Origin of the sequence: Sporosarcina sp. NPDC096371 (genome assembly GCF_044762865.1) — a bacterium.
Lineage (GTDB): Bacteria > Bacillota > Bacilli > Bacillales_A > Planococcaceae > Sporosarcina.
In genome coordinates, this window is record NZ_JBIWFE010000001.1 from 323,338 (window position 1) to 346,844 (window position 23,507).

General features: G+C 41.7%; 25 protein-coding genes. 17 read left to right on the forward strand and 8 right to left on the reverse strand.

The features are described 5' to 3' along the window. Positions 1-146: 146 nt before the first annotated feature. Positions 147-1,058: a COX15/CtaA family protein gene (locus tag ACIQ0H_RS01445; protein ID WP_403409852.1), complete on the reverse strand. Its 912-nt coding sequence runs from the start codon at positions 1,056-1,058 to the stop codon at positions 147-149. 324 nt (positions 1,059-1,382) lie between these two features. On the opposite strand from ACIQ0H_RS01445, the gene cyoE reads away from it, so the two are divergent. From cyoE to ACIQ0H_RS01480, 7 genes are all read left to right on the forward strand, one after another. Beyond that, positions 1,383-2,300 carry a heme o synthase gene (gene cyoE, locus ACIQ0H_RS01450; protein ID WP_403409854.1) on the forward strand — a complete coding sequence of 306 codons (918 nt, stop codon included), beginning with the start codon at positions 1,383-1,385 and terminating at the stop codon, positions 2,298-2,300. A gap of 99 nt (positions 2,301-2,399) precedes the next feature. After that, a complete protein-coding gene (coxB, locus tag ACIQ0H_RS01455) occupies positions 2,400-3,467 on the forward strand; it encodes a cytochrome c oxidase subunit II (RefSeq protein WP_403409857.1) in 1,068 nt (355 codons plus the stop codon). A gap of 47 nt (positions 3,468-3,514) precedes the next feature. After that, positions 3,515-5,389, forward strand: a complete 1,875-nt coding sequence (gene ctaD / locus ACIQ0H_RS01460) for a cytochrome c oxidase subunit I (protein ID WP_403409860.1) — start codon at positions 3,515-3,517, stop codon at positions 5,387-5,389. Next, positions 5,389-6,015, forward strand: coding sequence for a cytochrome c oxidase subunit 3 (locus ACIQ0H_RS01465; RefSeq protein WP_403409863.1), 627 nt, complete (start codon positions 5,389-5,391; stop codon positions 6,013-6,015). Before ctaD ends, ACIQ0H_RS01465 begins: the two co-directional genes overlap by 1 nt. Before the next feature lies 1 nt (position 6,016). Continuing rightward, a complete protein-coding gene (locus ACIQ0H_RS01470) occupies positions 6,017-6,364 on the forward strand; it encodes a cytochrome C oxidase subunit IV family protein (RefSeq protein ID WP_403409866.1) in 348 nt (115 codons plus the stop codon). 231 nt (positions 6,365-6,595) lie between these two features. Continuing rightward, positions 6,596-7,522 carry a cytochrome c oxidase assembly factor CtaG gene (gene ctaG, locus ACIQ0H_RS01475; RefSeq protein ID WP_403412300.1) on the forward strand — a complete coding sequence of 309 codons (927 nt, stop codon included), beginning with the start codon at positions 6,596-6,598 and terminating at the stop codon, positions 7,520-7,522. A 34-nt stretch (positions 7,523-7,556) separates the two neighbouring features. Next, a complete protein-coding gene (locus ACIQ0H_RS01480) occupies positions 7,557-8,018 on the forward strand; it encodes a DUF420 domain-containing protein (RefSeq protein WP_403409869.1) in 462 nt (153 codons plus the stop codon). Between the two features lie 566 nt (positions 8,019-8,584). Here ACIQ0H_RS01480 and ytvI read toward each other — a convergent pair. Next, positions 8,585-9,643, reverse strand: a complete 1,059-nt coding sequence (gene ytvI, locus ACIQ0H_RS01485) for a sporulation integral membrane protein YtvI (protein ID WP_403409872.1) — start codon at positions 9,641-9,643, stop codon at positions 8,585-8,587. Between the two features lie 273 nt (positions 9,644-9,916). Continuing rightward, entirely contained in the window at positions 9,917-10,282 is a 366-nt protein-coding gene (locus ACIQ0H_RS01490; protein WP_403409875.1) for a YugN family protein, read from the reverse strand. 298 nt (positions 10,283-10,580) lie between these two features. Between ACIQ0H_RS01490 and ACIQ0H_RS01495 the strand changes: the two genes are divergently transcribed. Next, positions 10,581-11,651 carry a CAP domain-containing protein gene (locus tag ACIQ0H_RS01495; protein ID WP_403409878.1) on the forward strand — a complete coding sequence of 357 codons (1,071 nt, stop codon included), beginning with the start codon at positions 10,581-10,583 and terminating at the stop codon, positions 11,649-11,651. 13 nt (positions 11,652-11,664) lie between these two features. On the opposite strand, the gene ACIQ0H_RS01500 is transcribed toward ACIQ0H_RS01495, so the two are convergent. After that, positions 11,665-12,396 carry an amino acid kinase family protein gene (locus tag ACIQ0H_RS01500; protein WP_403409881.1) on the reverse strand — a complete coding sequence of 244 codons (732 nt, stop codon included), beginning with the start codon at positions 12,394-12,396 and terminating at the stop codon, positions 11,665-11,667. Between the two features lie 110 nt (positions 12,397-12,506). Here ACIQ0H_RS01500 and ACIQ0H_RS01505 point away from each other — a divergent pair, with 110 nt between their 5' ends. Both ACIQ0H_RS01505 and ACIQ0H_RS01510 read left to right on the forward strand, forming a co-directional pair. Further along, positions 12,507-13,946, forward strand: a complete 1,440-nt coding sequence (locus ACIQ0H_RS01505) for a UDP-N-acetylmuramoyl-L-alanyl-D-glutamate--2,6-diaminopimelate ligase (protein WP_403409883.1) — start codon at positions 12,507-12,509, stop codon at positions 13,944-13,946. 56 nt (positions 13,947-14,002) lie between these two features. Beyond that, positions 14,003-14,446: a YlbF/YmcA family competence regulator gene (locus ACIQ0H_RS01510; protein WP_403409886.1), complete on the forward strand. Its 444-nt coding sequence runs from the start codon at positions 14,003-14,005 to the stop codon at positions 14,444-14,446. Between the two features lie 82 nt (positions 14,447-14,528). On the opposite strand, the gene ACIQ0H_RS01515 is transcribed toward ACIQ0H_RS01510, so the two are convergent. Beyond that, the gene (locus tag ACIQ0H_RS01515) at positions 14,529-15,440 is read right to left on the reverse strand and encodes a glycerophosphodiester phosphodiesterase family protein (RefSeq protein ID WP_403409889.1); all 912 of its coding nucleotides are present in this window, start codon (positions 15,438-15,440) and stop codon (positions 14,529-14,531) included. 277 nt (positions 15,441-15,717) lie between these two features. Between ACIQ0H_RS01515 and ACIQ0H_RS01520 the strand changes: the two genes are divergently transcribed. Then, a complete protein-coding gene (locus tag ACIQ0H_RS01520) occupies positions 15,718-15,990 on the forward strand; it encodes a YlbG family protein (RefSeq protein ID WP_403409892.1) in 273 nt (90 codons plus the stop codon). 3 nt (positions 15,991-15,993) lie between these two features. Here ACIQ0H_RS01520 and ACIQ0H_RS01525 read toward each other — a convergent pair whose 3' ends face one another. Beyond that, complete coding sequence (locus ACIQ0H_RS01525) at positions 15,994-16,389, reverse strand: DUF7147 family protein (protein ID WP_403409895.1); 396 nt, start codon at positions 16,387-16,389, stop codon at positions 15,994-15,996. Positions 16,390-16,446: 57 nt separating this feature from the next. Here ACIQ0H_RS01525 and ACIQ0H_RS01530 point away from each other — a divergent pair, with 57 nt between their 5' ends. The 3 genes from ACIQ0H_RS01530 to coaD all read left to right on the forward strand — a co-directional run bounded on the left by ACIQ0H_RS01530 (position 16,447) and on the right by coaD (position 19,140). Further along, positions 16,447-17,862: a hypothetical protein gene (locus ACIQ0H_RS01530; RefSeq protein ID WP_403409898.1), complete on the forward strand. Its 1,416-nt coding sequence runs from the start codon at positions 16,447-16,449 to the stop codon at positions 17,860-17,862. A 236-nt stretch (positions 17,863-18,098) separates the two neighbouring features. Continuing rightward, positions 18,099-18,647, forward strand: a complete 549-nt coding sequence (rsmD, locus tag ACIQ0H_RS01535; protein ID WP_403409901.1) for a 16S rRNA (guanine(966)-N(2))-methyltransferase RsmD — start codon at positions 18,099-18,101, stop codon at positions 18,645-18,647. 10 nt (positions 18,648-18,657) lie between these two features. Continuing rightward, positions 18,658-19,140, forward strand: a complete 483-nt coding sequence (coaD, locus tag ACIQ0H_RS01540) for a pantetheine-phosphate adenylyltransferase (RefSeq protein ID WP_403409904.1) — start codon at positions 18,658-18,660, stop codon at positions 19,138-19,140. A 53-nt stretch (positions 19,141-19,193) separates the two neighbouring features. On the opposite strand, the gene ACIQ0H_RS01545 is transcribed toward coaD, so the two are convergent. Beyond that, entirely contained in the window at positions 19,194-20,114 is a 921-nt protein-coding gene (locus tag ACIQ0H_RS01545) for a hypothetical protein (protein ID WP_403409907.1), read from the reverse strand. Positions 20,115-20,243: 129 nt separating this feature from the next. Between ACIQ0H_RS01545 and ACIQ0H_RS01550 the strand changes: the two genes are divergently transcribed. Beyond that, a complete protein-coding gene (locus tag ACIQ0H_RS01550) occupies positions 20,244-21,305 on the forward strand; it encodes a SepM family pheromone-processing serine protease (RefSeq protein WP_403409910.1) in 1,062 nt (353 codons plus the stop codon). On the opposite strand, the gene ACIQ0H_RS01555 is transcribed toward ACIQ0H_RS01550, so the two are convergent. Further along, positions 21,298-22,527 carry a nucleotidyltransferase gene (locus ACIQ0H_RS01555; protein WP_403409913.1) on the reverse strand — a complete coding sequence of 410 codons (1,230 nt, stop codon included), beginning with the start codon at positions 22,525-22,527 and terminating at the stop codon, positions 21,298-21,300. The genes ACIQ0H_RS01550 and ACIQ0H_RS01555 overlap by 8 nt on opposite strands. A gap of 117 nt (positions 22,528-22,644) precedes the next feature. Here ACIQ0H_RS01555 and ACIQ0H_RS01560 point away from each other — a divergent pair, with 117 nt between their 5' ends. Continuing rightward, positions 22,645-23,178, forward strand: a complete 534-nt coding sequence (locus ACIQ0H_RS01560; protein ID WP_403409916.1) for a YceD family protein — start codon at positions 22,645-22,647, stop codon at positions 23,176-23,178. A gap of 24 nt (positions 23,179-23,202) precedes the next feature. After that, positions 23,203-23,376 carry a 50S ribosomal protein L32 gene (gene rpmF / locus ACIQ0H_RS01565; protein ID WP_403409919.1) on the forward strand — a complete coding sequence of 58 codons (174 nt, stop codon included), beginning with the start codon at positions 23,203-23,205 and terminating at the stop codon, positions 23,374-23,376. The last annotated feature ends 131 nt before the right edge of the window (positions 23,377-23,507 follow it).

Here is a 23,507-nt window from a genome sequence, read left to right on the forward strand (position 1 = left end):
GAATAGTTAACCTAACCTATTGAAATGAGTTTGAAGGGGAATTGAATTCTTCCGTACTAGTGTATGGCTAGTGGGGCGGGATTCTTTGGATATTTTTTTGGAACAAAAAAGGACTGTTCCAAAAATAGCAGACAGCCCTTCAATGTTTACTTTTTAATCTTACTTCTTGAAACAAGTAAAATCATATACGTTAGTAAGCCAAATAATAATGTGATGAATAGTGAATGGAGCAAAGCAATATAGAGATTAAGTCTTGTGAGGACTACCAGCATACCTGTAGATGCTTGAAGAACTACAATCGTAAATGCAATAATCCAGCCCCAGTAGATGACGCGCTGATTTTTGTAATTTCGAATGGCATGAATCATAATGATTCCCAACCAAACAACGATCAATGCTGCGGCTGTTCGGTGACCCATCTGTACCCACTCGTACATATTTTGAGGAAGCTGAAAAGATTCATTGCGGCATAGTGGCCAGTCTGCGCAAGCAAGGCCAGATTCAGTATGACGGACAAGCGCACCAGTATAGACAACAATATAGGAGTATACGGATACACCGATTGTATGCCATTTCAATTTTGTACCTACTCGTAACTTATCAGCATCAAATTTTTTGTCTACTTCGAAGATAAGAAGTGTTAATAAAAATACTGATGCAAAGGAAATGAGTGAAATACCAAAGTGGAGTGCAAGTATAAAATCACCTTGTCCCCATAACACTTGGGCAGCTCCGATTAATGCTTGTAAAATAAGAAAGAATACGGCCATTGAAGCTAAAAATTTGGTTTCACGAATATGTCCAATGGACTTCCATGACCAAACAGCTAATATGACGATAAAGATTCCGACTGATCCGGTGACAAGTCGGTGTGAAAATTCAATGAGCACTTCAGCTGTAATTTCATCGGGAATAAGTTGTCCATTACAACCAGGCCAATGCCTACCGCAGCCCATACCGCTATCGGTTTTTGTTACGAGGGCTCCGCCTAGAAGAATTAGTAGCATGCCGATAGTTGAAGCGACTGCAAACCATTTTAAATACTTGTTATATCGCAAAAGTTAGACACCTTCTTTATAATTGTTGACCATCGTGGAAAAGGTCCCTGCTTTTTTGATGATAACGAAGAAATGGCGAAAAAACAACGGCAATCGATTAGAAATAGGTCAGTAGTAGCCCTTTTCACAAATTGTTCATAAAAAAGACGTTTTTACTTCACAAAAGGTAGGTAGAAATGATTTACTATAAGAAGTGGAATGTAATACATATGAAGATATTCTAGCAAAAAGCGTGGAATTTCGTTTTAGTATAGAAATATTACTTAAGTTTCGATATAGTTAAGCATGACGGTCTTCGCCGGCAACTTTGAAAGGAGGGGAAGTATGTCGAACGATCGAACAATTTCTACAGCTACTGAGTCGGATATTGAAACGGTATCAGTGCTGAAGGATTTTTTAGCACTCATTAAAATAGGCATTGTCAATTCTAATATGATTACGGCGTTCACTGGTTTATTCTTAGCATTTCAATTCTCAGGCAAGAACTTTCTCCAACATATAGATTTACTCATATATGCCCTTGGGGGATCGGGATTGATTATTGCCGGATCTGCCGCACTCAACAACCTGATTGATCGTGATATTGATCCAATCATGTCTAGAACTAAGTCAAGACCGACAGTTACCGGACGATTCAAAGCATCCACTGTCTGGGCAATTGCGTTCACATTTATTATTGCAGGTGAAGCCCTATTGTTTGCCGCATCACCAGCAGCCGGTCTTTGGGGGCTTGCGGGTATCTTCAGTTATGTTGTACTCTATTCGATGTGGTCGAAACGGAGACATGTCAGTAACACAATTGTCGGAAGTATTTCAGGGGCAATTCCACCTTTAATTGGATGGGCTGCCGTGGAACCAGCACTAGGTGCAGGTGCATGGGCATTATTTTTAATTATGTTCATTTGGCAACCGCCGCATTTTTATGCACTTGCGATGCGTAGGACTGAAGAATATCGTGCTGCAAACATTCCGATGCTACCTGTTGTAAAAGGCTTTGCAAGAACGAAGAAATCGATGTTGGTTTGGGTGTTGTTGTTATTCCCATTACCGTTCCTTCTAACGGAACTTGGGATTAGTTTCATCGTACTCGCAACCGTATTGAATATCGGGTGGCTGTATCTTGCACTGAAAGGCTTCAAAGCAAAAGATGATTTGAAATGGGCATCAGCTATGTTCATTTATTCGCTAAATTATATGACAATCTTATTTGTTGCGATGATCATTTTTTCGATATTTATTTAATACCCGGAATTCTTTCTTTTAACAGGAATTCATATAGAGAGGTCAGCAGTCCTCATAAGTAAAAAAACAATTTTTTAGAAAGAGAGGTATCATTAAGCTATGATGAAAGGACTTAAAAAGTGGCGTCTCTTTTCTCTATTGGCAGCTCTAACTGTGTTCCTGGCAGGGTGTGGTCAAGAAGAGCTATCTACGCTTCTTCCGGCTGGTCAAGTCGGAAAGGATCAATTCAAATTGCTGATGTTAACATCGGTAATCATGCTTCTGGTAATCATTGTAGTTGTACTCATCTATGTCATTGCAATTGTCCGTTTTAGACGTTCAAAATTAGGTGAAGACCATATTCCTAAGCAAGTTGAAGGAAGTCATACACTTGAATTGATTTGGACAGTAATTCCAGTAATTCTTGTAATAATTCTTGCTGTTCCAACTGTTTATTACACATATAAATTTGGTGATGTATCGGCAATGGATGCTGTCGACGAGGATGGTAATGCAGAGAACCTAATCGTTGATGTAACAGCGAAACTTTACTGGTGGGAGTTTGAATATCCTGATCTTGGAATCGTCACTGCACAGGAACTTGTCGTTCCAACGGGCGAAAAAGTGTACTTCAACCTACTTGCTGCAGACGTAAAGCACTCATTTTGGATTCCAGCAGTTGGTGGGAAGCTCGATACCAACGTTGAAAACGTTAATAAATTCTATTTGGAATTTGAAAAAGAATCACAAAATCTAAAAGATGGCGTGTTCTACGGTAAATGTGCTGAGCTTTGTGGTCCTTCACACGCACTTATGGACTTCAAAGTGAAAACAATGCCACGTCCGGAATTTAACGAGTGGGTAGCAGCAATGCAGGCAACAGATACTCGTGTTTCAGACCCGGCTACTAGTCAAGGTGAAGAATTATTTGCACAAAATAGCTGTATCGGATGTCACGCGACATCAGCTGTAGGCGAAACGGGTGCACAGGGGCCAAACTTAGCAACATTTGGTGACCGTAACCGTGTAGCTGGATTTTTGGACCATTCGAAAGAAGACTTAAAAAAGTGGATTGTTGATCCTCAGAAATACAAACCGGGGAACAAGATGCCAGCATCTACACACTTTACTGATGCGGAACTCGACGCACTTGCAGAGTACCTCATGGGACTTAAAGTCGAAAAATAATTGTTGCATAAGAATTTGAATGTGATTTTGAAGGGGAGGTAAACAAATTGAGTTCAGTTGCTCAAAAAAGAAGTTTTGGCGCAACGCTGTGGGACTGGATGACGACAGTTGACCATAAGAAGATTGGTATCCTTTATCTCCTTGGTGGAGGATTCTTCTTTGTGCTCGGCGGTATCGAAGCATTAATGATTCGGATTCAGCTTCTCAAGCCAAACAGTGATTTCATCAGTGCGGGACTTTTTAACGAAGTTATTACCATGCACGGGACCACGATGATTTTCCTAGCAGCCATGCCAATATTATTCGGATTTATGAATGCCATCATGCCACTCCAAATTGGAGCGCGTGACGTTGCATTCCCATTCATCAACTCATTAGGTTTTTGGATGTTCTTCTTCGGTGGTTTGTTCTTGAACGTTTCTTGGTTTTTCGGTCAAGTACCAGATGCTGGTTGGACATCTTACGCTTCACTGTCCCTTGCTTCAGAAGGACACGGCGTTGACTTTTATGCAATCGGACTTCAAATAGCCGGTGGTGGTACGTTAATGGGTGGGATTAACTTCCTTGTTACAATCATTAACATGCGTGCTCCGGGGATGACATACATGCGTATGCCGCTGTTTACGTGGACTACATTTGTTGCGTCAGCTATGATTCTTTTTGCATTCCCTCCACTTACGGTTGGACTTTTCTTCCTTACATTCGATCGAATGTTTGGTGGTAACTTCTTTGACCATACAATGGGCGGAAATACGATTATCTGGGAGCATATATTCTGGATATTTGGTCACCCTGAAGTATATATCTTGATTTTACCGGCTTTCGGTATTTTCTCAGAGATATTCTCGATTTTCGCACGAAAACGTCTATTTGGTTATTCGGCAATGGTTTTTGCCACTGTTTTAATTGGATTCCTTGGGTTCATGGTTTGGGCTCACCATATGTTTACAGTAGGTCTTGGGCCAACAGCAAACGCAATATTCGCTGTAGCAACAATGACAATCGCTATTCCAACTGGTGTGAAAATCTTTAACTGGTTGCTCACCATTTGGGGCGGAAATATCAAAGTTACAACACCTATGCTTTATGCACTTGGTTTTATCCCATCATTTGTTATGGGTGGAGTAACGGGAATTATGGCTGGTACAGCACCACTTGACTATCAGTTACATGATACGTACTTTATCGTAGCTCACTTCCACTATGTAATTGTTGGAGGGGTTGTCCTTGCGATTTTAGCAGGTGTTCATTTCTGGTGGCCAAAAATGTTTGGAACAATGTTGAGTGAAACACTTGGAAAGATTACTTTCTGGTTCTTCTTCATCGGTTTCCATCTAACATTCCTAATTCAACACTGGTTAGGACTATGGGGTATGCCACGCCGTGTCTGGACATATATGGACGGCCAAGGTTGGAACACAGCGAACTATATCAGTTCAGTCGGTGCTCTATTCATGGCAATCGGTGTAATTGTACTTGTTATTAATATTATTAAGACAACAATTAAAAACGAACGTGTTGGAAACGATCCATGGGAAGATGGACGTACGCTTGAATGGGCAATTCCGTCACCACCACCATTCTATAACTTTGCTCAAACTCCATTAGTACGTGGACTTGATACGTACTGGATTGAGAAAATGGAAGGTAATAAATCTGGAATTACACCGGCTGAGCCTGTCACAGACATTCACATGCCACATGGTTCAATAATTCCATTCTTCATGAGTTTAGGTTTGTTCATCGCTGGATTTGGTGCAATGTTCCGCCTTGACTATCCATGGGGTCTTCCAGTTCTTATCATTGGTCTAGTTTGGACATTCATCGCAATGGCGCTTCGTTCTGTGAAGGATGACTTGGGTTACCATGTTAAGAAAGAAGATATCTTAAAAGATTTAAAACGTAAAGGGGGTCAAAACTAATGGATTTGAATAAAAAATTCACCCCTGAAACGTGGCCGGAACATCCGGAAAAAGCAACGTTGGAAGCGAAGAATAAGTTTGTTGGTTTCTGGCTTTTCCTTGGTGGAGAAACGATTCTTTTCGCTACGCTCTTTGCAACATATCTTGCACTGAAAAACAAAGGCCCAAGTGGTTTTGGTTTTTCAACACAAGAGTTATATCAATTACCGCTTGTTTTAGTGATGACGATGCTTTTGCTTACATCTTCATTAACAAGTGTATATGCGATGTATCATTTGAAAAACTATAACTTCAAGAAAATGCAATTATGGCTTGCCATTACTGCGTTACTTGGACTTGGATTCCTTATGCTTGAAGTGTATGAATTCGTACACTATGTACATGAAGGTTTCACGTTCGGTAATAGTGCATTCAGTTCTTCATTCTATACGCTTGTAGGGACTCACGGTTTCCACGTAGCCATCGGACTTGTTTGGATTACGCTACTTATATTCCGTAACGCGAAGCGTGGATTGAACTTGTATAATGCGTCTAAGTATTATACGTTCTCGCTATACTGGCACTTTATTGACGTTGTTTGGGTATTCATCTTCACTGTAGTCTACTTGATGGGAGTGATAGGTTAATATGGCGGACATTCCAGTTTACAAAAAATCACCTGCGGAATTTGAGCTCGGTAAAAGACGTGCGAAAAGTGCAATGCGCAATCAGGTCATGATGTTTTCGTTAATGATTTTCCTGACGCTGATCTCATTCACAATGGTTACAGCTTTTCAAAATGACGTTGCCGGATTCTCGAAGTACTTCATTTTCCCGATGTTACTGTTGTTAGCAGCAGTTCAAGTTGGTTTACAATTGTATTACTTCATGCATATGAGCGAAAAAGGGCACGGTATCCCACAAATGTTTATGTTTACGGGTGCATTGCTTGCGTTCACAGTTGTGTTGACATTCTTCACAATCGTATGGTGGTAATCAAACAGTCGAAAAAGCCTGTGGAGATTTAATCTTCTACAGGCTTTTTCTTTGCTTAGTAAATCATAAAATCTCGAGCTGCGGTTAAATTGCGACATATAGATTTTGCGTCTTGGCTCCAGTGCTTTTTGCTCGTTTTTTTGATGAAATGTCATAGTTCGTACATTGAGTTACAGCCCTATTCGTTTTATAATAAAGGATAGAGAGCTTATGGAAGGAGCAATGGCAATGATGCCTTTAAGCATATTTGGTTTTCGTGCACTATGGAGTCCGTGGTTTTTAGTAACCCTCCTAATCGTCATCGCGTTGTATATATTTCTTACAACCAAAATGCGTCATCGATTTGAAGGGAGCGAACCACTTGCTCGCAAGCAATTAATTTTTTTCCTCTTATCGATGGTTTTGCTTTATATCGTGAAAGGGTCGCCTGTAGATTTATTGGGTCATATTTTATTTACAATGCATATGGTCCAAATGGCGCTATTATTATTATTAGTTGCCCCACTACTTATTATGGGTATCCCAAATTGGATGTGGCAAAAGGTATTCGATATCAAAAAAATTGAACGTATTATCAATTTCTTTACTAAACCGGTTATTGCCATCACATTATTTATAGGTATGTTTTCGATTTATCACATTCCAATTATATTGGATAATGTGAAACTAAGTGCACCGTTACATTCCATTTTTACGATAACTTTGTTTTTTGCAGCTATGTTTTTTTGGTGGCCAGTCGTCAATACATTGAAGGGGCAGCCGCAACTTCATGGATTGAAAAAAATTGGTTATATCATATTGAGTGCGATTTTTTTCACGCCTGCGTGTTCACTGATCATCTTTGTAGATGTGCCTGTATACGAAACGTATCAAAGTGGAGAGGCCTGGTTAAAAGCAATGGCGCTGTGTGTGCCTGCTGGAACACTTGCAGGACTTTCCGGATTAGGAATTTCTGGCCCAGAGTTGTTTACGACTATGCCCACTTTGGTCGATCAACAACTAGGTGGAATTCTTATGAAGATTATTCAAGAAGTTATTTATATTGTATTTATCGGTAAAGTCTTCATTAAGTGGTACAAGGATGAACAAGATAATGCGGACGAAATTACGCAGAAGGCCCTAGTGGAGCGACAAAGATTATCGATACACCAACAATAAATAAAGTAGGATTTAAGAAAAGGGGAACTTAGGAATGACTGTACCATTACTGCCTACAATTAGTACATTTTTGATTGTCCTATCGGCTATTTTTGTAGCGGTTGGCTGGAATCTTATTCGAAAAAAGAAAGTAGAAGCGCATAAGAAAATGATGTTAGCAGCGGCGGTATCGGCACTTCTTTTTCTAATCATTTATATATCGCGTAGTATATTTGTTGGCAATACTGCGTTTGGTGGTCCGGATCATTTAAAAGTATATTATACGACGTTCCTTGTTTTTCATATCTGTCTTGCGATGACAGGTGCAGTACTTGGAACTGTGGCCATTTACACCGGATTGAAGAATAAATTGGTCAAGCATCGAAAAATAGGTCCCATAACAGCTGTGATTTGGCTCTTTACAGCGATTACTGGTGTTGCGGTCTATCTTCTCCTTTATGTATTCTACAAGGGTGGAGAAACGACGTCGGTCTTCAAGGCAATCTTTGGTTTCTAAATAAAAACACGCAGTCCACATGTATATTGTGTGGACTGCGTGTTTTTTTTACGGCTGTTGTTTAGACAAAAATAACCAAACACCTAGTACTACGTGAATAGTTCTTTTTGTAATGTTTTGGATTGAACGATTTCTATACGATTACCGGGGTGCCTTAGATCTGTAGGGGTGCGACCAAGTAGCAGCCCTACAGTGTTTTCGGTAATCGAACGGTGTTCGTTCAAACGTCGGTATCCCAAAATACGCATTCACGAAGTACAAATACTTTATGGAAACAAGGGAATAGAGGATTTCTTACTTGGTGAAAAGCGGCCAAAGATACAATTTTGTCCGCTGATGCTCTTCTGTCATGATACGATCTATTGTTATTTCTGGAAATGTCACTATCTATTCAGAGTTACATGATGAGAAGTAAGGGAAAAACTCATTGTACAATGTGCAAAAGTGCCCGAAATTATATCTTCGGGCACTTCCAATCCACACTAGTCTTCAATTCCTTTTAACTATCGTGAATCTATGACCGAAAGCGGACCGAAAATGAACGAGTGAGAAAGAAGGTACTTAATTTAAATTCTAAAGTTGACTTTGATGATTCCTGCTTCGCGTGCTGTTGTGAACAAGATAACTAGGAGTGGACCGACAAAAAAACCGAGAAATCCCATTAGTTTCAATCCGATGAACATAGCAATCAGCGTTGGAAGTGGTGATAAGCCAATTTGGGAACCCATCACTTTTGGTTCAACAGTTCGGCGTATGATGAGTAAAATCGCCGCTAGAATGGCTAATTTTGTAGCGGTAGCGACATCCCCACTTATGAACAAATACAGTGACCAAGGGGCAAGGACAATGATGGAGCCGAGAATAGGGATGACATCGATAATCCAAATGACAAGCGACATCACGATTGCATACTTAGGTGTGATTAACAGTAGACCGACAAATGTGACGGCAAGGATGATAAGGCTAACCAATAGCTGGGCTTTCATGAAACCAAAAATAACGGAATTAAGTTTGGTGATCATATAGCGAACTTTTTCTGCAGTTGCTGTGGTCAAGTGTCTGAAAAGGATTTTTTTTAGCTCTGGTAATTCGAGCATAAAAAGGAATAAAGCAATTAAAAAAACAATAAAACTAACAAGGAAGTTTGGAATTTCCGTCATTAGACCCAGTACTTTTTCATAATTGAGTAAACTCAGAATGGATTCGCGCATGGATTCGAATATATCTTTGAATTCTTTACGGATGGGTTTAATAACTTCCTCAGGGAATACGGAAGTATATTGAAACAATTTACTTTGACTATCTATCCATATACCGGATAATGAATTTAAATAATCAGGTGCGGCTTTCGTGAACTTAATAATCTTTCCGATTAATTGAGTAACCGTATAATACAGTATGGATGTGATAATGGTAAGGACAAAAATAAAAACAGACATGGCCGATAGTTTTCGGTTCCACTTAAATTTTTTTTCGGTTAGCCGAACAAGCGGGTCGATCATTATTGCGGTAAGGAGTGCAAAAATGAGGGGTAGTGAAACAGGAATAATAAAGATTAAAATTAAAATTGTAATGATTATAGTTACTGTTATAATAAAATTACGTTTTGTGAGCCATTTCGTCAACAGTCATTCCCCCAAAGTTTTCACTTGATAAGTGTTGATAAAGAGAGTCCCTTCGAATTAGCTTTGGTACCTAAAAAGGCCAACCTTCAAAAGCATAGCCACTTCAGCTATCATTTGAAGGATGTTTGCGCCCAAACTACATAGTTGTCCATATAGTTCAATTATAACCAAGATATAGACGATTCAATAGTCAGTAGATAGAAAAGACAGAGCTGAGGATGGAGGATAGAAAAAACCGGAGAACTTTAAGGTCTCCGGCATTCCGTTACTCGATTATTTTTTAAGATTATAAGGAAGTAGTTCAGCGTGTACTGCTTTTAATGTTGCAACACAGTCTTTGACCAGGCTTGCAGGGAAATGTTCGCCTTCGCCATATTCTACACCATGCGGATAGTAGTACTTACCGATGACTGGCTTTTTAAGGATCATTTCTGCATGACGTGAATCTACATTACCATCAATTGTGTAACTGAAGACACGTAGATAGTATGTACCTTCTTTGATTTCGTATTTCTTATCGAAAGTCGCTCTTTCATAGTCCCACTGACCTCCGCGGATAAGGTCGTGCTTTAGCATAATTTCATCAAGTAGTGATAAGTCGGCAACAATATTTTCGATGCCTGTATCTTCAATATACATAGTTCATATCCTCCTTATAAATCGTTCAGCCAATTCCCTATACCTATTTATAATAGAGCAAATTGCCTGTAGTTGCAATGACAAGATTGTGTCATTGCCTTAACTCGATTATTGTAGGGAATAAGACATTCCTCAACATTTTTATCTACTTGCCGAAGTATAATAAAAAGAGGGAATCATGTACCTGCATTCCAGAGGAACCCCTTCATCTATAAATAACTAAATTTTGTAAATTATCCAGGCGGTGTAACAGATGTTAACTTGCCTTAACAAATTCATTGTGAAAGTGGTGTGGAAAATGAAAGTACTTTGGAAAATAGTACTTCTACTGATTATCGTCCTTGTACTTTTTTATATTCTGGATGATCGTGTTAAGGAGAATAAGCCGCTCGAATCTCCGGTGAAACATGGTACAGCAATACCGGTACCGGGAACTGGAGATGGATTGACAACAGCACATCCCGCTAGACCCGAAGCTGGTCTATCGCTATTTGTTGGGCAATCAGTCGATAAGCTAATTGACGAGATGGGGAAGCCAGATAGGGTTGAACCGTCTGATTATGGTTATGATTGGTGGATTTATACTGCAGATTTGGAATTCATGGTAGGTGTATCCGACGAGCGAGTGAATCAAATTTACACAGCGAATTTATCGTCTGATATTGCTCCGTTTACAATTGGTCAGGAGGTACAAGACATTTATCGATTTACGATTGTGGAAACCGAGGTAGCTGTGGAAGTGGATGATAGTGTCTACACGTTCACGTTGAATGGAGATGACCTGAAATCTAGATTATTGATTGAATATGACGGAGTCTACGCACAGCTGTATATTGACACTGTTGATGAGATGTTGGAGGCGGTTCGTTACATTGACCCTATTACACTTGTTCTTCATCAACCCTATGATATGGCCTACATGGGTGAAATCGTTAACCCCCAACGCCCTTCGTCTTCGATGCAAATGGAGGTCGATCGGGCGATGGAACGTCAAATTTTTGAATTGACGAATATCTACCGCGAGAAGCACGGTTTGGACAAGGTTTTCAGTGATTATTATTTGGGAGAAATAGCACGTAAACATAGTGAAGATATGGCATTGCAAAATTACTTCTCTCATGAATCGCCTGTGACCGGAAGCTTTGCGGATAGATTAAAAGAGGCGGGAATTGAACATCGTAAGGCAGGAGAAAATATCGCATCCAACTATGTAGATGCGATAGAGGCAGTTCATGGGTGGCTCAATTCTACAGCACATCGTGATGTTTTACTTGATAAGGATTTCACACATCTTGGTACAGGTGCATATAGCAAGTATTATACACAGAACTTTGTTCGTATGACGATAGAGGAAAAGAGGCAGCGATAAATGACATCACTGCCTAGGGGATAATCCATGTGCCGGATTCTGAGCTAGCGATACCTCGTATATAAAGAGGTGTCGCTGTTTGTATGGCATGAATCGCAGCCCGTTTTTGGATAATGGGTCTGTCACAATCAAGTAGAACAAGGAATTCTTCCATTTCTAACAGGTCCAGCTTGTTGCAATTCTCGACTTCACGAGGATCATGCGTCATGACGCCAGGTACGTCTTTAAAGAATTCCACATGCGAGGCATCCAATGCCCCTGCAAGTGCAATGGCTGTAAGGTCACTGCCGCCTCTTCCAAGTGTCATCACGTGACCCGCTTCATCTATCCCCTGAAAACCCGGAATGATAACACAGTGGGTTTGCTCAAGACTTTCGAGAATTGACGAAGTATCGATACGACTAATAGAACCGTCCCCGAAATCCCCATCAGTCCATATCCCTGCCTTAACACCGTGGAGGATGGTGTTTTCGACGCCTGCACGAGCTAACTCTGCAGATAATACCGCTGCCGCAATGAGTTCCCCACATGACGCCACAAGATCACTTGCCGCTGTAGAAGACGAGAAGGCATCAGTGACTTGTAGAAGGCTGTCCGTAGAATAGGGGTCACCGAAGCGTCCGATAGCGGAAACAACAACGACAACCTCCCCGAATTCATGAAGTCCTTCTTTTATATGATTAATACAATTCGATCTCATCATTTCATCCTTCATTGCAACCCCACCGAATTTCTGGATAATCATAAATGCTCCCAACTTTCTTCGTGACGTTCATTGCACTTTCTTCATACGATAAAGTATGTTCGCTCTCAATATATTCGCTGTCTCAGAAAATGTTCGGGAAGGGGAGAGTGGTGCTGCTTTTAACGGAGCTATTAAAAGACTGGCCTTGCACAGTTAGTGGAGGCGAAATTAGATCACCAGTCACGGGGATTACTGAGAATTCTTCACGAGTAAAGAATGGGTTTGTTTTTGTTGCAAGAAAAGGCGGGCATAGCGATGGAACGCTACTTATTCAACAAGCGATTGAACAGGGAGCTGTAGCAATTGTTGTCGATCGTACTGATTTAACCAATCTGCCGACCAACGTGCCCGTCGTCACCGTACCAGATTGTAGAGTGTTCATGGCTCACGCAAGTGCTCGATTTGCTGGTTATCCCGCAAGGCGACTAAAAGTAATTGCGGTAACAGGAACAAATGGAAAGACAACAGTCACGCATTTTATTGGTCAATTATTGAATTGTTTTGGTAATCACGCAGCTGTCATCGGCACAACTGGGGTTTTTATAGACGGCATGAAGATGGAGTATGATAGCCCGAAAATGACGACGTTACCCGCAGAATACCTTCATCCTTTGTTGAAGAAATGTGAAGACCAAGGCGTGACGCATATTGTGCTGGAAGCCTCTTCACTTGGATTGTCTTCAAATCGTTTGGCACATTGCGAAATTGACATTGGGATTCTTATGAATATCGGAACGGACCATTATGAAGAACATGGAGGAAAGCTAGCTTATATTCTTGCGAAAAAGCGTTTAAGTCAGATGGTAAAAACGATGATTGTCAATGGGGAAGATGAACAATGTGTGGAAATGGTTAAAGATGCAACCGTTCCAGTGGTTTATTTTGGGGTAGATTCGTTAGCGGGTATCCAAGTGCCAGATTTTGAAAAAAAGTTTGTGATTCCGGGGAATTATAATCGGATGAATGCATTGGCAGCAATAGGTGCACTTGTCGTACTTGGTTATCGTTTAGATGATATCTTGCAGTATTGTAGCCAATTACAGCTACCGGAAGGCAGATTGCAGCAATTGGAGCGTGATGGTGTAAGTGTTTATATCGACTATGCGCACACACCAGATGCGCTCCAGGCGGTCTTATGTACGTTGGCAAATTCGTGTTACGGTAAACTGATCACTGTTTTTGGCTGTGGCGGTGAACGCGATAAAGGAAAAAGGGCAGATATGGGGGAACTTGCTGTTTTCTATTCAGCGAATGTCATTGTAACATCAGATAATCCAAGAAATGAGGATCCGTTGGCAATTATCGAGGATATACTGGAAGGGTTTGGTGGTGATTGTTCAGCAGTCGAAGTGGTGTTGGACCGAAAACATGCCATTCGGAAGGCGATTTTTAGTGCGGCACCAGGAGATATTGTGCTTATTGCTGGGAAAGGTCACGAAAAAACGCAACATACGGCAGATGGATTGCTTCCTTTTTCTGATTTCGAAGAAGCAGAGCGAGCACTTTTCGAGAAAACCTTTTTGGATTTTAATGAAATAAATCATCCGTAGGTGCATGTAGACTCTCTCATCTGGTATGATAAGCAATGATGGGAGGGGATCATTATATGATGATGACTGGCGAGTGGATCACCATCATTGAGCAGGCTGAAGGGCTAGCGGATATGCTGCTTTCTTCAGATGTGGTAGATGAGTATCGCAAAGCTTATGATGCTGTCTATACAGATGCTGTGCTGGTCACAGAAATCCAGGCATTTACAGCTATGAAAGAACGATATGAGGAAGTTCAACGATTCGGAAGATATCATCCGGATTATAATATAGTGATGAAAAGCATTCGTGTTCAGAAACGCAATCTTGATGTGAATGAACGGGTAGCGGCACTTCGATTGGCAGAGAATGATGTTCAATATTTATTTGACCAAGTCGGCTCAATTGTTGCCAAATCAGTTTCAGATACGGTCAAAGTACCGGCGGAAAGTGCATTCTTTTCGGGTTCATCTTGCGGGGATGGATGCGGAACGGGCGGAAGTTGCTCGTGTTCTGCTTAAAATCAAGCGTAATCTGCTGAAGCAAATTAAAAACAGGTTGCATGTGTGTCGGAAAGTCGACATGACATGCAACCTGTTTTTATTATTCACCTATATGTTCTTGGATAATTTCCATTGCTAAAGTCGGGCGATCGGTGATGAAACCACTTGCGCCAATCGATAATAACTTGATGAATGTCTCTTTGTCATGGACATCTTCAAAGTAAACAACGACATTCAATTGTTTAAGAAAATGGATAAAACTTTCGGTGCCTAGCGGGAAGACGCCAAGTTTTTCTGAAATTCTAAACAAATCGGCACGGGGACTGTAAAGATGTCCTAATTTACTTGTGAAAGCGGCGTAAGCTTTTTTCACTTCATTATCTCCAGCACCAGTTGCTACACGATTTTGAGCATATAAGTTGAATCGATCGGTCTGCTCATCATAGGGCCCTGTCACAGCGACACGATCCCAAGCACCGAGCTCATCAAGAAGTCTCCAAAGCTTCGATGGCATCAAACTTCCCTCGTATGTGTCGGGGGAATCTTTTAGATTGATGGCAATTAACATATGTGGAAAACTTTCTAATAGTTCACGTAGGGTTAGGATGACTTCTCCTGTTCCGCGATAGGGAAAGTCGCCGGCTTCATCTTCAAAACGATAGCCTGCATCCGCTTTTTTCAATTCGTCAAGTGTGTATTCGGCAGTTCGTCCGGAGAAATCGGTTGTCCGATCGGTGAATTCGTCGTGAAAGACAATAATTTCTTCATCTTTTGTTAACCGAATATCGACTGCAAATCCATGTACGCCGAGTTCAGCCGCTTTAGAGAATGCGGCTTGTGTGTTCTCAGGTGCTTCGGAATGACCGCCCCGATGAGCTAGAATAACTGGTTTTTGAAAGTTGAGTGCTTCTTTACCTTCACGCGGAATCGGTTTTGCGACAACTTTGGAAGCTGCCCATGCTGCAACTCCTGCAGCGCCTACCGTAAGGGCAACTTTTGTTTTTCTACCCATTAAGGATCCTCCTTATCAATTACATGTGCTTTTTTCATTATAAGTCAAAAGAATGATGCTGTCAGCAATGTTCAGTGTCTATGTAAGCGCCTTCTGCTTTTCAATTGTCTAGCTCCAGCACCTAGGAGCGACAGGCGTAAGTCAGACCAGCTATGCGGCAAAAGGCACCGCGTCGCTGTTCCGCCTTACGCCCCTACCAAGGTGCTTCCGCTTTTCTTATGTTGCAGGTTTTTTCATTCCTATGGTATTGTATGGGATAAGGAAAGAGGGGAAATCTATGGTCGAACGTCAAGGAATTATCGTCTATCTGCAACATTTGAAGCAGGCAAAATCGTTTCGGAAATATGGTCACGTCCATTATATATCACGCAAAATGAAGTATGTCGTCCTTTATTGCGATAAGGAGGACGTTGACACGGTCATGAGTAAAATTGAACGTCTTCCTTCCGTGAAAAAGGTGTTGCCATCTTATCGTCCATACGTGAAAACGGAATACGAAAATGCAAAACCGGATAAAGCGAAAGAATATGACTATAAAGCTGGATTATAATATTTATTTTAATGGCGGTAACAAATGATTGAGACGTAGAATACCTGTCACATATTGAAAGAAAAGGTCTCGTTCAGCGAATTCCGAGGAGTGTTTCAACTCGATATAAACAGGTGTGCTGCCGGCTTTTTCGGCAGCTTGTTCAAAGAGCAGTCTGCGTTTCGATTTTTGCTCATCAAGCTGAATAATACCTTCTCTACAAATATAGACAGGCATGAAGTAGCCGCCATTTGCGGGTTCGAACGCCACGGCAAGTGATAGAGCATGGCCTGAGGACGTTGGTGAAGCTAGGATAAAAGTTCTGTGTAAACGACTAGTATTGGTATTGATCAATTCACATAATTCGTAGACATCCCCATAGCCTTCACCAAGTTCTATAAAGTTTTGATTTAAAATCATACATAACACTACCTTTCTAAATTACGTCAATTATAACACGCTTAAGGGGTGTAGAACTTGAAATTTATCGCAAGAACTGTTGCAATCCTACTTGTTGTAAATTTATTACTTATTTATATGCATTATAAACAGGCAGAGGATGTCATTGCAAAAGAACCTGAAACGCTGATGTATCATCAGGAAATTGAAGTGATTAACCGTCAAGATGCATTGTATGTCCGTCATCATTTTAGTGGTTTGCCTCAAAGGCGCCTTGAAATTGTTTGGCCGGAAGTAAGTGTGGAACGTTCGTGTTATCCCGTAACTGCAACTTCCTGCGATTATTTGGATGACAATTTGACAGCTTTTCTAGATGAAAACAATGGGCAGCAATCTCTTTCATATAAAATATCGAAAGAGGGGTCTATGCAACAGGCCGCTTTGTTCCTTGAGCCATTTGCTAGCCTACATGGAGCTACAGCCACCTCTACATTATTTCATATGACTGATGAAACGGGGATTGGTGGGATGTGGGTAAATGGTTTAGAGCAGGTTGGCGCTAAAAAAATGGATCTCATAGACTATGCATTCTTCAACGGTTCGGGAGAGGTTAAGGACCTTTATTGGCAGCAAAATAGTGTGCCACTTCTTTACGAAGGGGAACGGCTAACTGTTTATGGAGAAAAAGGCGATGCTGGGCGATTCAAAGCGTTTGATAAAGTACTTAAAGATATTGGAGCCAGTCATTTGACAATCGTCATGGATCATACGAATATAGCTGTCCAGTCACAGCGATTTGTCGTTACAGGAAATGAGGATATCGATCAAGTAATCGATCAATCTTTCAGGTCTGCCATGCATGCTCATTTTTCAATACCGCAAAATGAACGGCTGATAGCTGAAGTTATGGCGTCCATTTTAGGAAATAAGGCGACAGGCACGGAGCAATCGCGTCAAGCTTATGAGAAGCTTATTGCGGCGCTTACTGTTGAAGAACTGGAACGGCTGAAAGAGTCACTAAGCCATAAGTCGGGGCAAAAAATGAATGCGTCTGTTTTGGACGATATGATAGGCAAAGTAGTGGGGTTGAAGACTTCATTTTTCACGACGACTTTGCAGGATGAAGTAGCAGATTATCCGTTTCTTTTCGAGGATACCCGGGAATTTCAAGTAGATGGGACAAGTCAAGCAGGCATTCGAATCATTGTGAAAGACGGAAAAGTGCTGTATCCCGCGAAGGCCATTTTAAGCCTTGCGGATTATTCGTTTACAACGAACGAGCAATCGATCTACATTGTGAATGATAGTAGACAGTTTAGATTTCCAAAAAAAGAGTTGTTTTATGTATATAATGATCGGAAATTTGATGTCATCACAGCTCCGTTTGAAGTAATAGCCGGGGAAGTTTATTTTGAGGAGAATTGGTTTAAGCGCTTGTTCTTGTTCAAAATTGAGAAGACGGCAGATACTATAGATATTGTTAATTTAACTTAATTCAGCATAAGTCCCCCACTACCATAAATGGCGGTATGAATGATAAGATGCCTATAAATCAGTGAGGGGGCAAATTCTTTGCTGAATAAGGAGGAATGAATTTCAATTCATCCCTGTTAAGCCTCCGGCGGATGTTACAAATTTTGAAGGGAGTAAATTGCGCAAGCGCAGTTCGAAATTTGAACGCAATTACGCCGAGGCGCAATTGATTAAAAAGTGGTAGAGGAGGCCGTTCAATGAGGGTTGTTGCAGGGTCAAGAAAAGGTATTCCGTTAAAATCATTACAAGGTACGGACACGCGTCCGACATCCGATAAAGTAAAAGAATCTATTTTTAATATCATTGGCCCTTATTTTGATGGAGGCGTTGCTGTTGAATTGTTTGGTGGCAGTGGTTCCCTTTCCTTAGAGGCATTATCAAGGGGAGTAGATGAGGCATTTATTTTTGAAAAAAATGCAAAAGCCTGTGCCATTATTAAGGCAAATGCGGAAAAATGCCGATTCACTGAAGAATTACGGATCCACCGGGCAGATGCACGGAATGCAGAGAAAGTGTTACAAGCAACGCAAAAAAAGGTCAAGCTACTTTTTATTGACCCTCCTTACGCGGAAATAGCGTTCTATGATTTGGCGAGGGATTTTGCGGAAGCGGATTTGTTGACGGACAATGCTGTCATCGTCTGTGAGCATGACAAACAATTGGTATTACCGGAATCGTATGCTTCCTATCACAAAATTAAAAGTTCAGTCTATGGAAATAGCGCTGTATCTATTTATGAGAAATGAGGTTTCACTATTGTCTAAAATTGCGGTTGTGCCGGGAAGTTTTGATCCGTTGACAAATGGACATCTGGATATTATCAAACGGGCGGCACGGGTTTTTGACGAAGTCAATGTTGTTGTAATGAATAACTCAGCAAAAAATTCGCTGTTTACTGCCGAAGAGCGAATAGAATTGATCCGGGCTGTAACAGCTACAATTCCGAATGTGCGCGTTGCAAGTTCTGATGGACTGATGATAGATTATGCCAAAAGCATCGGTGCAACTGCAGTTGTCCGTGGTCTAAGGGCTGTCACAGACTTTGAGTACGAAATGCAAATTACGTCGATGAACCGAGTCCTAGATGAAAGTATCGAAACGTTTTTCATCATGACAAACAATCAATACTCATTTCTTAGTTCAAGTATTGTCAAAGAAGTTGCAAAGTATGGCGGGGCTATTTCAGAACTCGTGCCGAAGCAAGTTGAAGATGCGTTGAAAAAGAAATTCAAATCGTAAAGTGTAGAAAGTGGTTATGGTGAAAAAAGCTTTTCATCATAACCATTTTTGTCTCAAAAAATAAAGTAAAAGATAATAGGAACAAGAATGACACTCCATATTCGCCCAATTACATAAGGGGTCATCGGGATGCGGCAGGTTTTCGCGATAACAAAAACTTGCATATGGATACTGAGCCCATTAAGTGAAAGGATTGCAGCGATGAGAAAAGGGAATATGGGAAGATCATAGAAATGATCTGTTGCCGATTTAACGCCTGACGTCATTTCGAAAAAAGATAGTGCAATGGTTTTTGCAATGCCTGTATCGACCGAAAAAGCGGCGGTGCCGATTGTTGACAGGACCGTCCCGAGTGAGGAAAAGAAAATGACGGTAGTGGCGACAAGAATGATCACCGCCGAACTTTCTTTAATGGCATCAAGTAGCGGCATTCCAGCGTCTTTTTTTGTAGGTTGAAACTGATCGATGTTAGTGTCGCTTTCTCGAGTTAGGAGTAACAGTGAAATCAAAAAAAATAGGATATTCGCGATATGAATGGCCGCAAGTAATTTCCATCCTGTGCTGACGTTACCGAAGAGTTCTGTGCCGACGAAACCAATGATGAACATGGGTCCGGGAGCATGGCATGCGGCCAGTAACAAGCCGCTTTGTCGATGTGATAACTCACCGTTTTTCACCATCTCTGTGACGGTGACGGCTCCGACAGGAAATCCGCCGAATGATCCAAGTACGTATGCTTTGAAAAAGCGACGCCATTTAGATTTTTTCTGTGAACGGGTTGGCATTTTTAACAGCCATTGTGTCAAAATGATATAAGGCAGTAAATAGGGGAGCAGCGCTTGGACGAATAGTTGTGCACCAGCTACTGCTCCGGCGTGTGCGATGCCGGGTTGTAGGATAAATAGGATGATGAGCCCCCAAATGACTGCAATATTTATCGTGTAAGAAACGCGTGTATGTATCCCGTTATCCATGTATGTTGCTCCTTTCAATTACTGGCATAGTGAAAATAAAACCAGTAGAATATCATTTGACCGTCCTTTTCGATGCTACACTCATATATATGTTAAGAAAGTACAGGCTATTAACGGAGGTGCACTAAATTGAAAAAGAAAAGACTTGGTTTGGTGGGCGTTGTGCTTGTCATTCTAGCAGTTTTGCTTGTTTATCCGATGGATACTTATATATCGCAACCAGGAGGAGCGTATAATTTAGATCCGCTTGTTGAGGTGGTAGGTGGGGATGACGATGATGTTGGGACGTTCAGTCTCATGACGATTTCCGTTTCCAAGGCAACACCATTTTCTTATGCTTTGGCGAAGTTTTCGGATAAAAAGAAAATCCTTCCGGCTAATAAAGTAAGAAGAGACGGCGAAGATGACGAGGAATATAATATTCGTCAGAAGAAAATGATGTCCGATTCACAATTCAATGCCATCACAGTTGCCTTTGGCAAGGCGGGCTTGCCCGTCGATATTCAGTTTGACGGCGTTTTCGTAGTACAGGTACTTGATGGAGGCGCATCGGCTGGAATTTTGGAAGCGGGAGATAAAATTCGTGCGACCGACGGGGTTCCTCTTGTGGAACCGGGTCAATTCTTTACGCTCATTGGCGGGAAGAAGTTAGGCGATGAAGTGGAGCTATCAGTGGAAAGGGATGGTAAGTTAAGGGATGTAACCATTGCTTTGAAGGAGATTCCGGACAGTGAAGGACGCGCGGGACTGGGTGTTCAGTTTCAAGAGGACCGGGAACTCTCGACAGATCCTAAAGTTGATTTTCTAACCTCTAATATCGGAGGACCTTCTGCGGGACTGATGTTCACACTTGAAATTATGAATCAATTACTCGACGAAGACCTAACTAAAGGCTACAATATCGCCGGAACTGGTGAAATGTTGGAAGATGGAACTGTCGGGCGTATCGGCGGGGCAGATTTTAAGGTTATTGCTGCAGATCGTAAAGACGTAGAAATATTTTTTGCTCCTGCCGACGATCTGCCTGAGGAAGTAAAAGCAGCAAATCCAGGAATCCTAACTAACTATGAAGAAGCAGTAAAAACGGCAGAAAAAATTGGCACGACTATGAAAATCGTGCCGGTCACAACAATTGATGATGCATTGGATTATTTGGCATCCCTAGAAGATAAGCCATCCGTTTCTAAGTGATGATAATGGGGTGTGTATCGTAATCTGTATGAATGCGGCAATGGGGATCCCCGTTGCCGATGCCAAGCGCGTACATATTCGCGGCATGTATATCCATTTGAAGTGATGAACTTGAAAAGGCGGCTGCTTTGCTAACAACAGGCAGCTTTAGCCTTTTTTTGTGTTCATTCAAATAAAGTCTCCCTGCCTGTGACATGCCAAGTAATCGCAGGTAGGAGGGGGTGGTCATGTCGCTACGCATAGCGTATGTGAAGCCGGTAAAAATATGTGTCAGCATACGCTGAATGCGTGTCCATGTGTACCTTTTGGATTTGACTGCATTCATGAATCCTTCAAAGGTTCCGTGAGTGGTTGCAGCGCGGTATAACAGGTTCTCGATGCCTTCTGTGACGTCAGCAATCGTTCGAAGGCGTTCGGGTCCTTCGCGTAAGATTGTGAAGCGTAGCAGCGGGTAGAAAGATGCCCAATTGCCGAATGAATTATGTGCAGACTGCCAGTCGAAAAGGGCGTCCTGAGTGGCATCCGGGATAAAGTCCGTAATGTCTGTAAGGACGGCCGATTCGAAAAATGACTTTCTAATTCCAGTGGCACTTGCGATTGGGTTGCCCTTAATGACATCATCATGGTACCCGGCCTCAACACGGGGGATGGTTGTGGCTGTCATTGTTGAATGAATGGCAGCGGCCGCCTCCATATAATGGAATCCTAATATATTATTTGGTTTTGACAAATCTGCAAGTGTTCCTTTGATTTTTGAGGAGTTTGTAGCGGCAACATAGGCCTCATTTAAAGCTTTTGGGTAACTTATCCCCAGTCTGACGGATTCTTTTATCGTTTGTTCATAGGTATTGCCTGCCTGTTGGATGAGGTGGAGACTTCTTTCAAGCGGTCCGATTTCTCCGTCTTCACTGCCAAAGCAAAAAGCGCTGCACTGAGCGGCGTCTAATAGCTGAATAGCGCCTTTGGCGAAGATTGGGGCTGTAGCTGTAGCAAATGCGTAAGGAAGCTCAAAAACGATGTCAACGCTATTAGACAGTGCCATTTTTGTGCGCGACCATTTATCGACAAATGCGGGCTCACCTCGTTGTAGAAAATTGCCGCTCATAACGGCAATGACAACATCTGCCTCAGTTGTTTTTTTTGCTTGTAATACATGGTGTAGATGCCCGTTGTGGAACGGATTATATTCAACAACAATTCCTGTTGCTTTCAAAGTTGTCACTCCTCTGCTACAATGTATTGTAATTATACCTATGCGGTTGATGAAGTGACAAGAAAATATCTTGACATCCCTTTTCACCCATTATATAATCAACATTGTTGTCTTGAGGTGATAGACATGAAATGGTCAATCCATCAATTACAGAAATACAGGCAAGGCGCGATGCCGCTTGACGAAGCTGTCGACCTTGAATCCGTTAAGAAACGGAATCCGGAAATCCGGAATATTACGCCTGTCCGTGTGACCGGAAGTTGTACAATCGGTTCTAAGAAATTGACCTGCCGATTCCGGCTCGAAGGTACAATGACATTGCCTTGTTCCCGTACATGGGAAGACGTCGAACTGCCATTTATAATCGAAGCTGACGAACAGTTCAGCTGGGATGAAGAAGTGCTGGCGACAGACGATGAAATCCATCCTGTTGTGGGAGAAGTCATCGATCCGACCCCTGTCTTTGAGGAGCTCGTCCTCCTTGAAGTGCCGTTACAAATATTCAGCCCTAATGCTGATGACATGAAACAGGCTGAAGGACAAGGCTGGTCATATACAACTGACGAGGCGTACAATGCCAAACTCCGTGAGGAAATGGCAACGAAAGTGGATCCTAGACTTGCCGGTTTGGCAAAATTCTTTGAATCCGAGGACAAATAAGGCGAACGTAAGGAGGTGCCCCAGATGGCAGTACCAAAAAGAAGAACATCCAAAACAGTTAAAAACAAGCGCCGTACGCATTATAAATTGCAAGTACCGGGAATGACTACTTGTACTAACTGTGGCGAAATCAAATTGGCTCACCACATTTGTAAATCATGTGGTCAATACAAAGGAAAAGAAGTAGTAGGCGAATAAGTAAGATTTGCCTATAAAGGAAGGCTACCGTGAGACCATGGATCTCGGTAGCCTTTTTCTGTACAGAAAAGCAGAAGGCGCCGTTTAGCCCTGACAAGGAGGAAGGATGTAGTTCAATCCTTCCCTGCTGG

Coding starts and splice junctions, on each gene's coding strand:
- coxB (WP_403409857.1), top strand. CDS start 2,400: ATGATGAAAGGACTTAAAAAGTGGCGTCTCTTTTCTCTATTGGCAGCT.
- ACIQ0H_RS01495 (WP_403409878.1), top strand. CDS start 10,581: ATGAAAGTACTTTGGAAAATAGTACTTCTACTGATTATCGTCCTTGTA.
- ACIQ0H_RS01500 (WP_403409881.1), bottom strand. CDS start 12,396: ATGATTATCCAGAAATTCGGTGGGGTTGCAATGAAGGATGAAATGATG.
- ACIQ0H_RS01545 (WP_403409907.1), bottom strand. CDS start 20,114: ATGGATAACGGGATACATACACGCGTTTCTTACACGATAAATATTGCA.
- ACIQ0H_RS01490 (WP_403409875.1), bottom strand. CDS start 10,282: ATGTATATTGAAGATACAGGCATCGAAAATATTGTTGCCGACTTATCA.
- ACIQ0H_RS01465 (WP_403409863.1), top strand. CDS start 5,389: ATGGATTTGAATAAAAAATTCACCCCTGAAACGTGGCCGGAACATCCG.
- cyoE (WP_403409854.1), top strand. CDS start 1,383: ATGTCGAACGATCGAACAATTTCTACAGCTACTGAGTCGGATATTGAA.
- rsmD (WP_403409901.1), top strand. CDS start 18,099: ATGAGGGTTGTTGCAGGGTCAAGAAAAGGTATTCCGTTAAAATCATTA.
- ACIQ0H_RS01525 (WP_403409895.1), bottom strand. CDS start 16,389: ATGATTTTAAATCAAAACTTTATAGAACTTGGTGAAGGCTATGGGGAT.
- ctaG (WP_403412300.1), top strand. CDS start 6,596: ATGCCTTTAAGCATATTTGGTTTTCGTGCACTATGGAGTCCGTGGTTT.
- ACIQ0H_RS01470 (WP_403409866.1), top strand. CDS start 6,017: ATGGCGGACATTCCAGTTTACAAAAAATCACCTGCGGAATTTGAGCTC.
- ACIQ0H_RS01510 (WP_403409886.1), top strand. CDS start 14,003: ATGATGATGACTGGCGAGTGGATCACCATCATTGAGCAGGCTGAAGGG.
- ACIQ0H_RS01560 (WP_403409916.1), top strand. CDS start 22,645: ATGAAATGGTCAATCCATCAATTACAGAAATACAGGCAAGGCGCGATG.
- rpmF (WP_403409919.1), top strand. CDS start 23,203: ATGGCAGTACCAAAAAGAAGAACATCCAAAACAGTTAAAAACAAGCGC.
- ACIQ0H_RS01515 (WP_403409889.1), bottom strand. CDS start 15,440: ATGGGTAGAAAAACAAAAGTTGCCCTTACGGTAGGCGCTGCAGGAGTT.
- ACIQ0H_RS01520 (WP_403409892.1), top strand. CDS start 15,718: ATGGTCGAACGTCAAGGAATTATCGTCTATCTGCAACATTTGAAGCAG.
- ACIQ0H_RS01480 (WP_403409869.1), top strand. CDS start 7,557: ATGACTGTACCATTACTGCCTACAATTAGTACATTTTTGATTGTCCTA.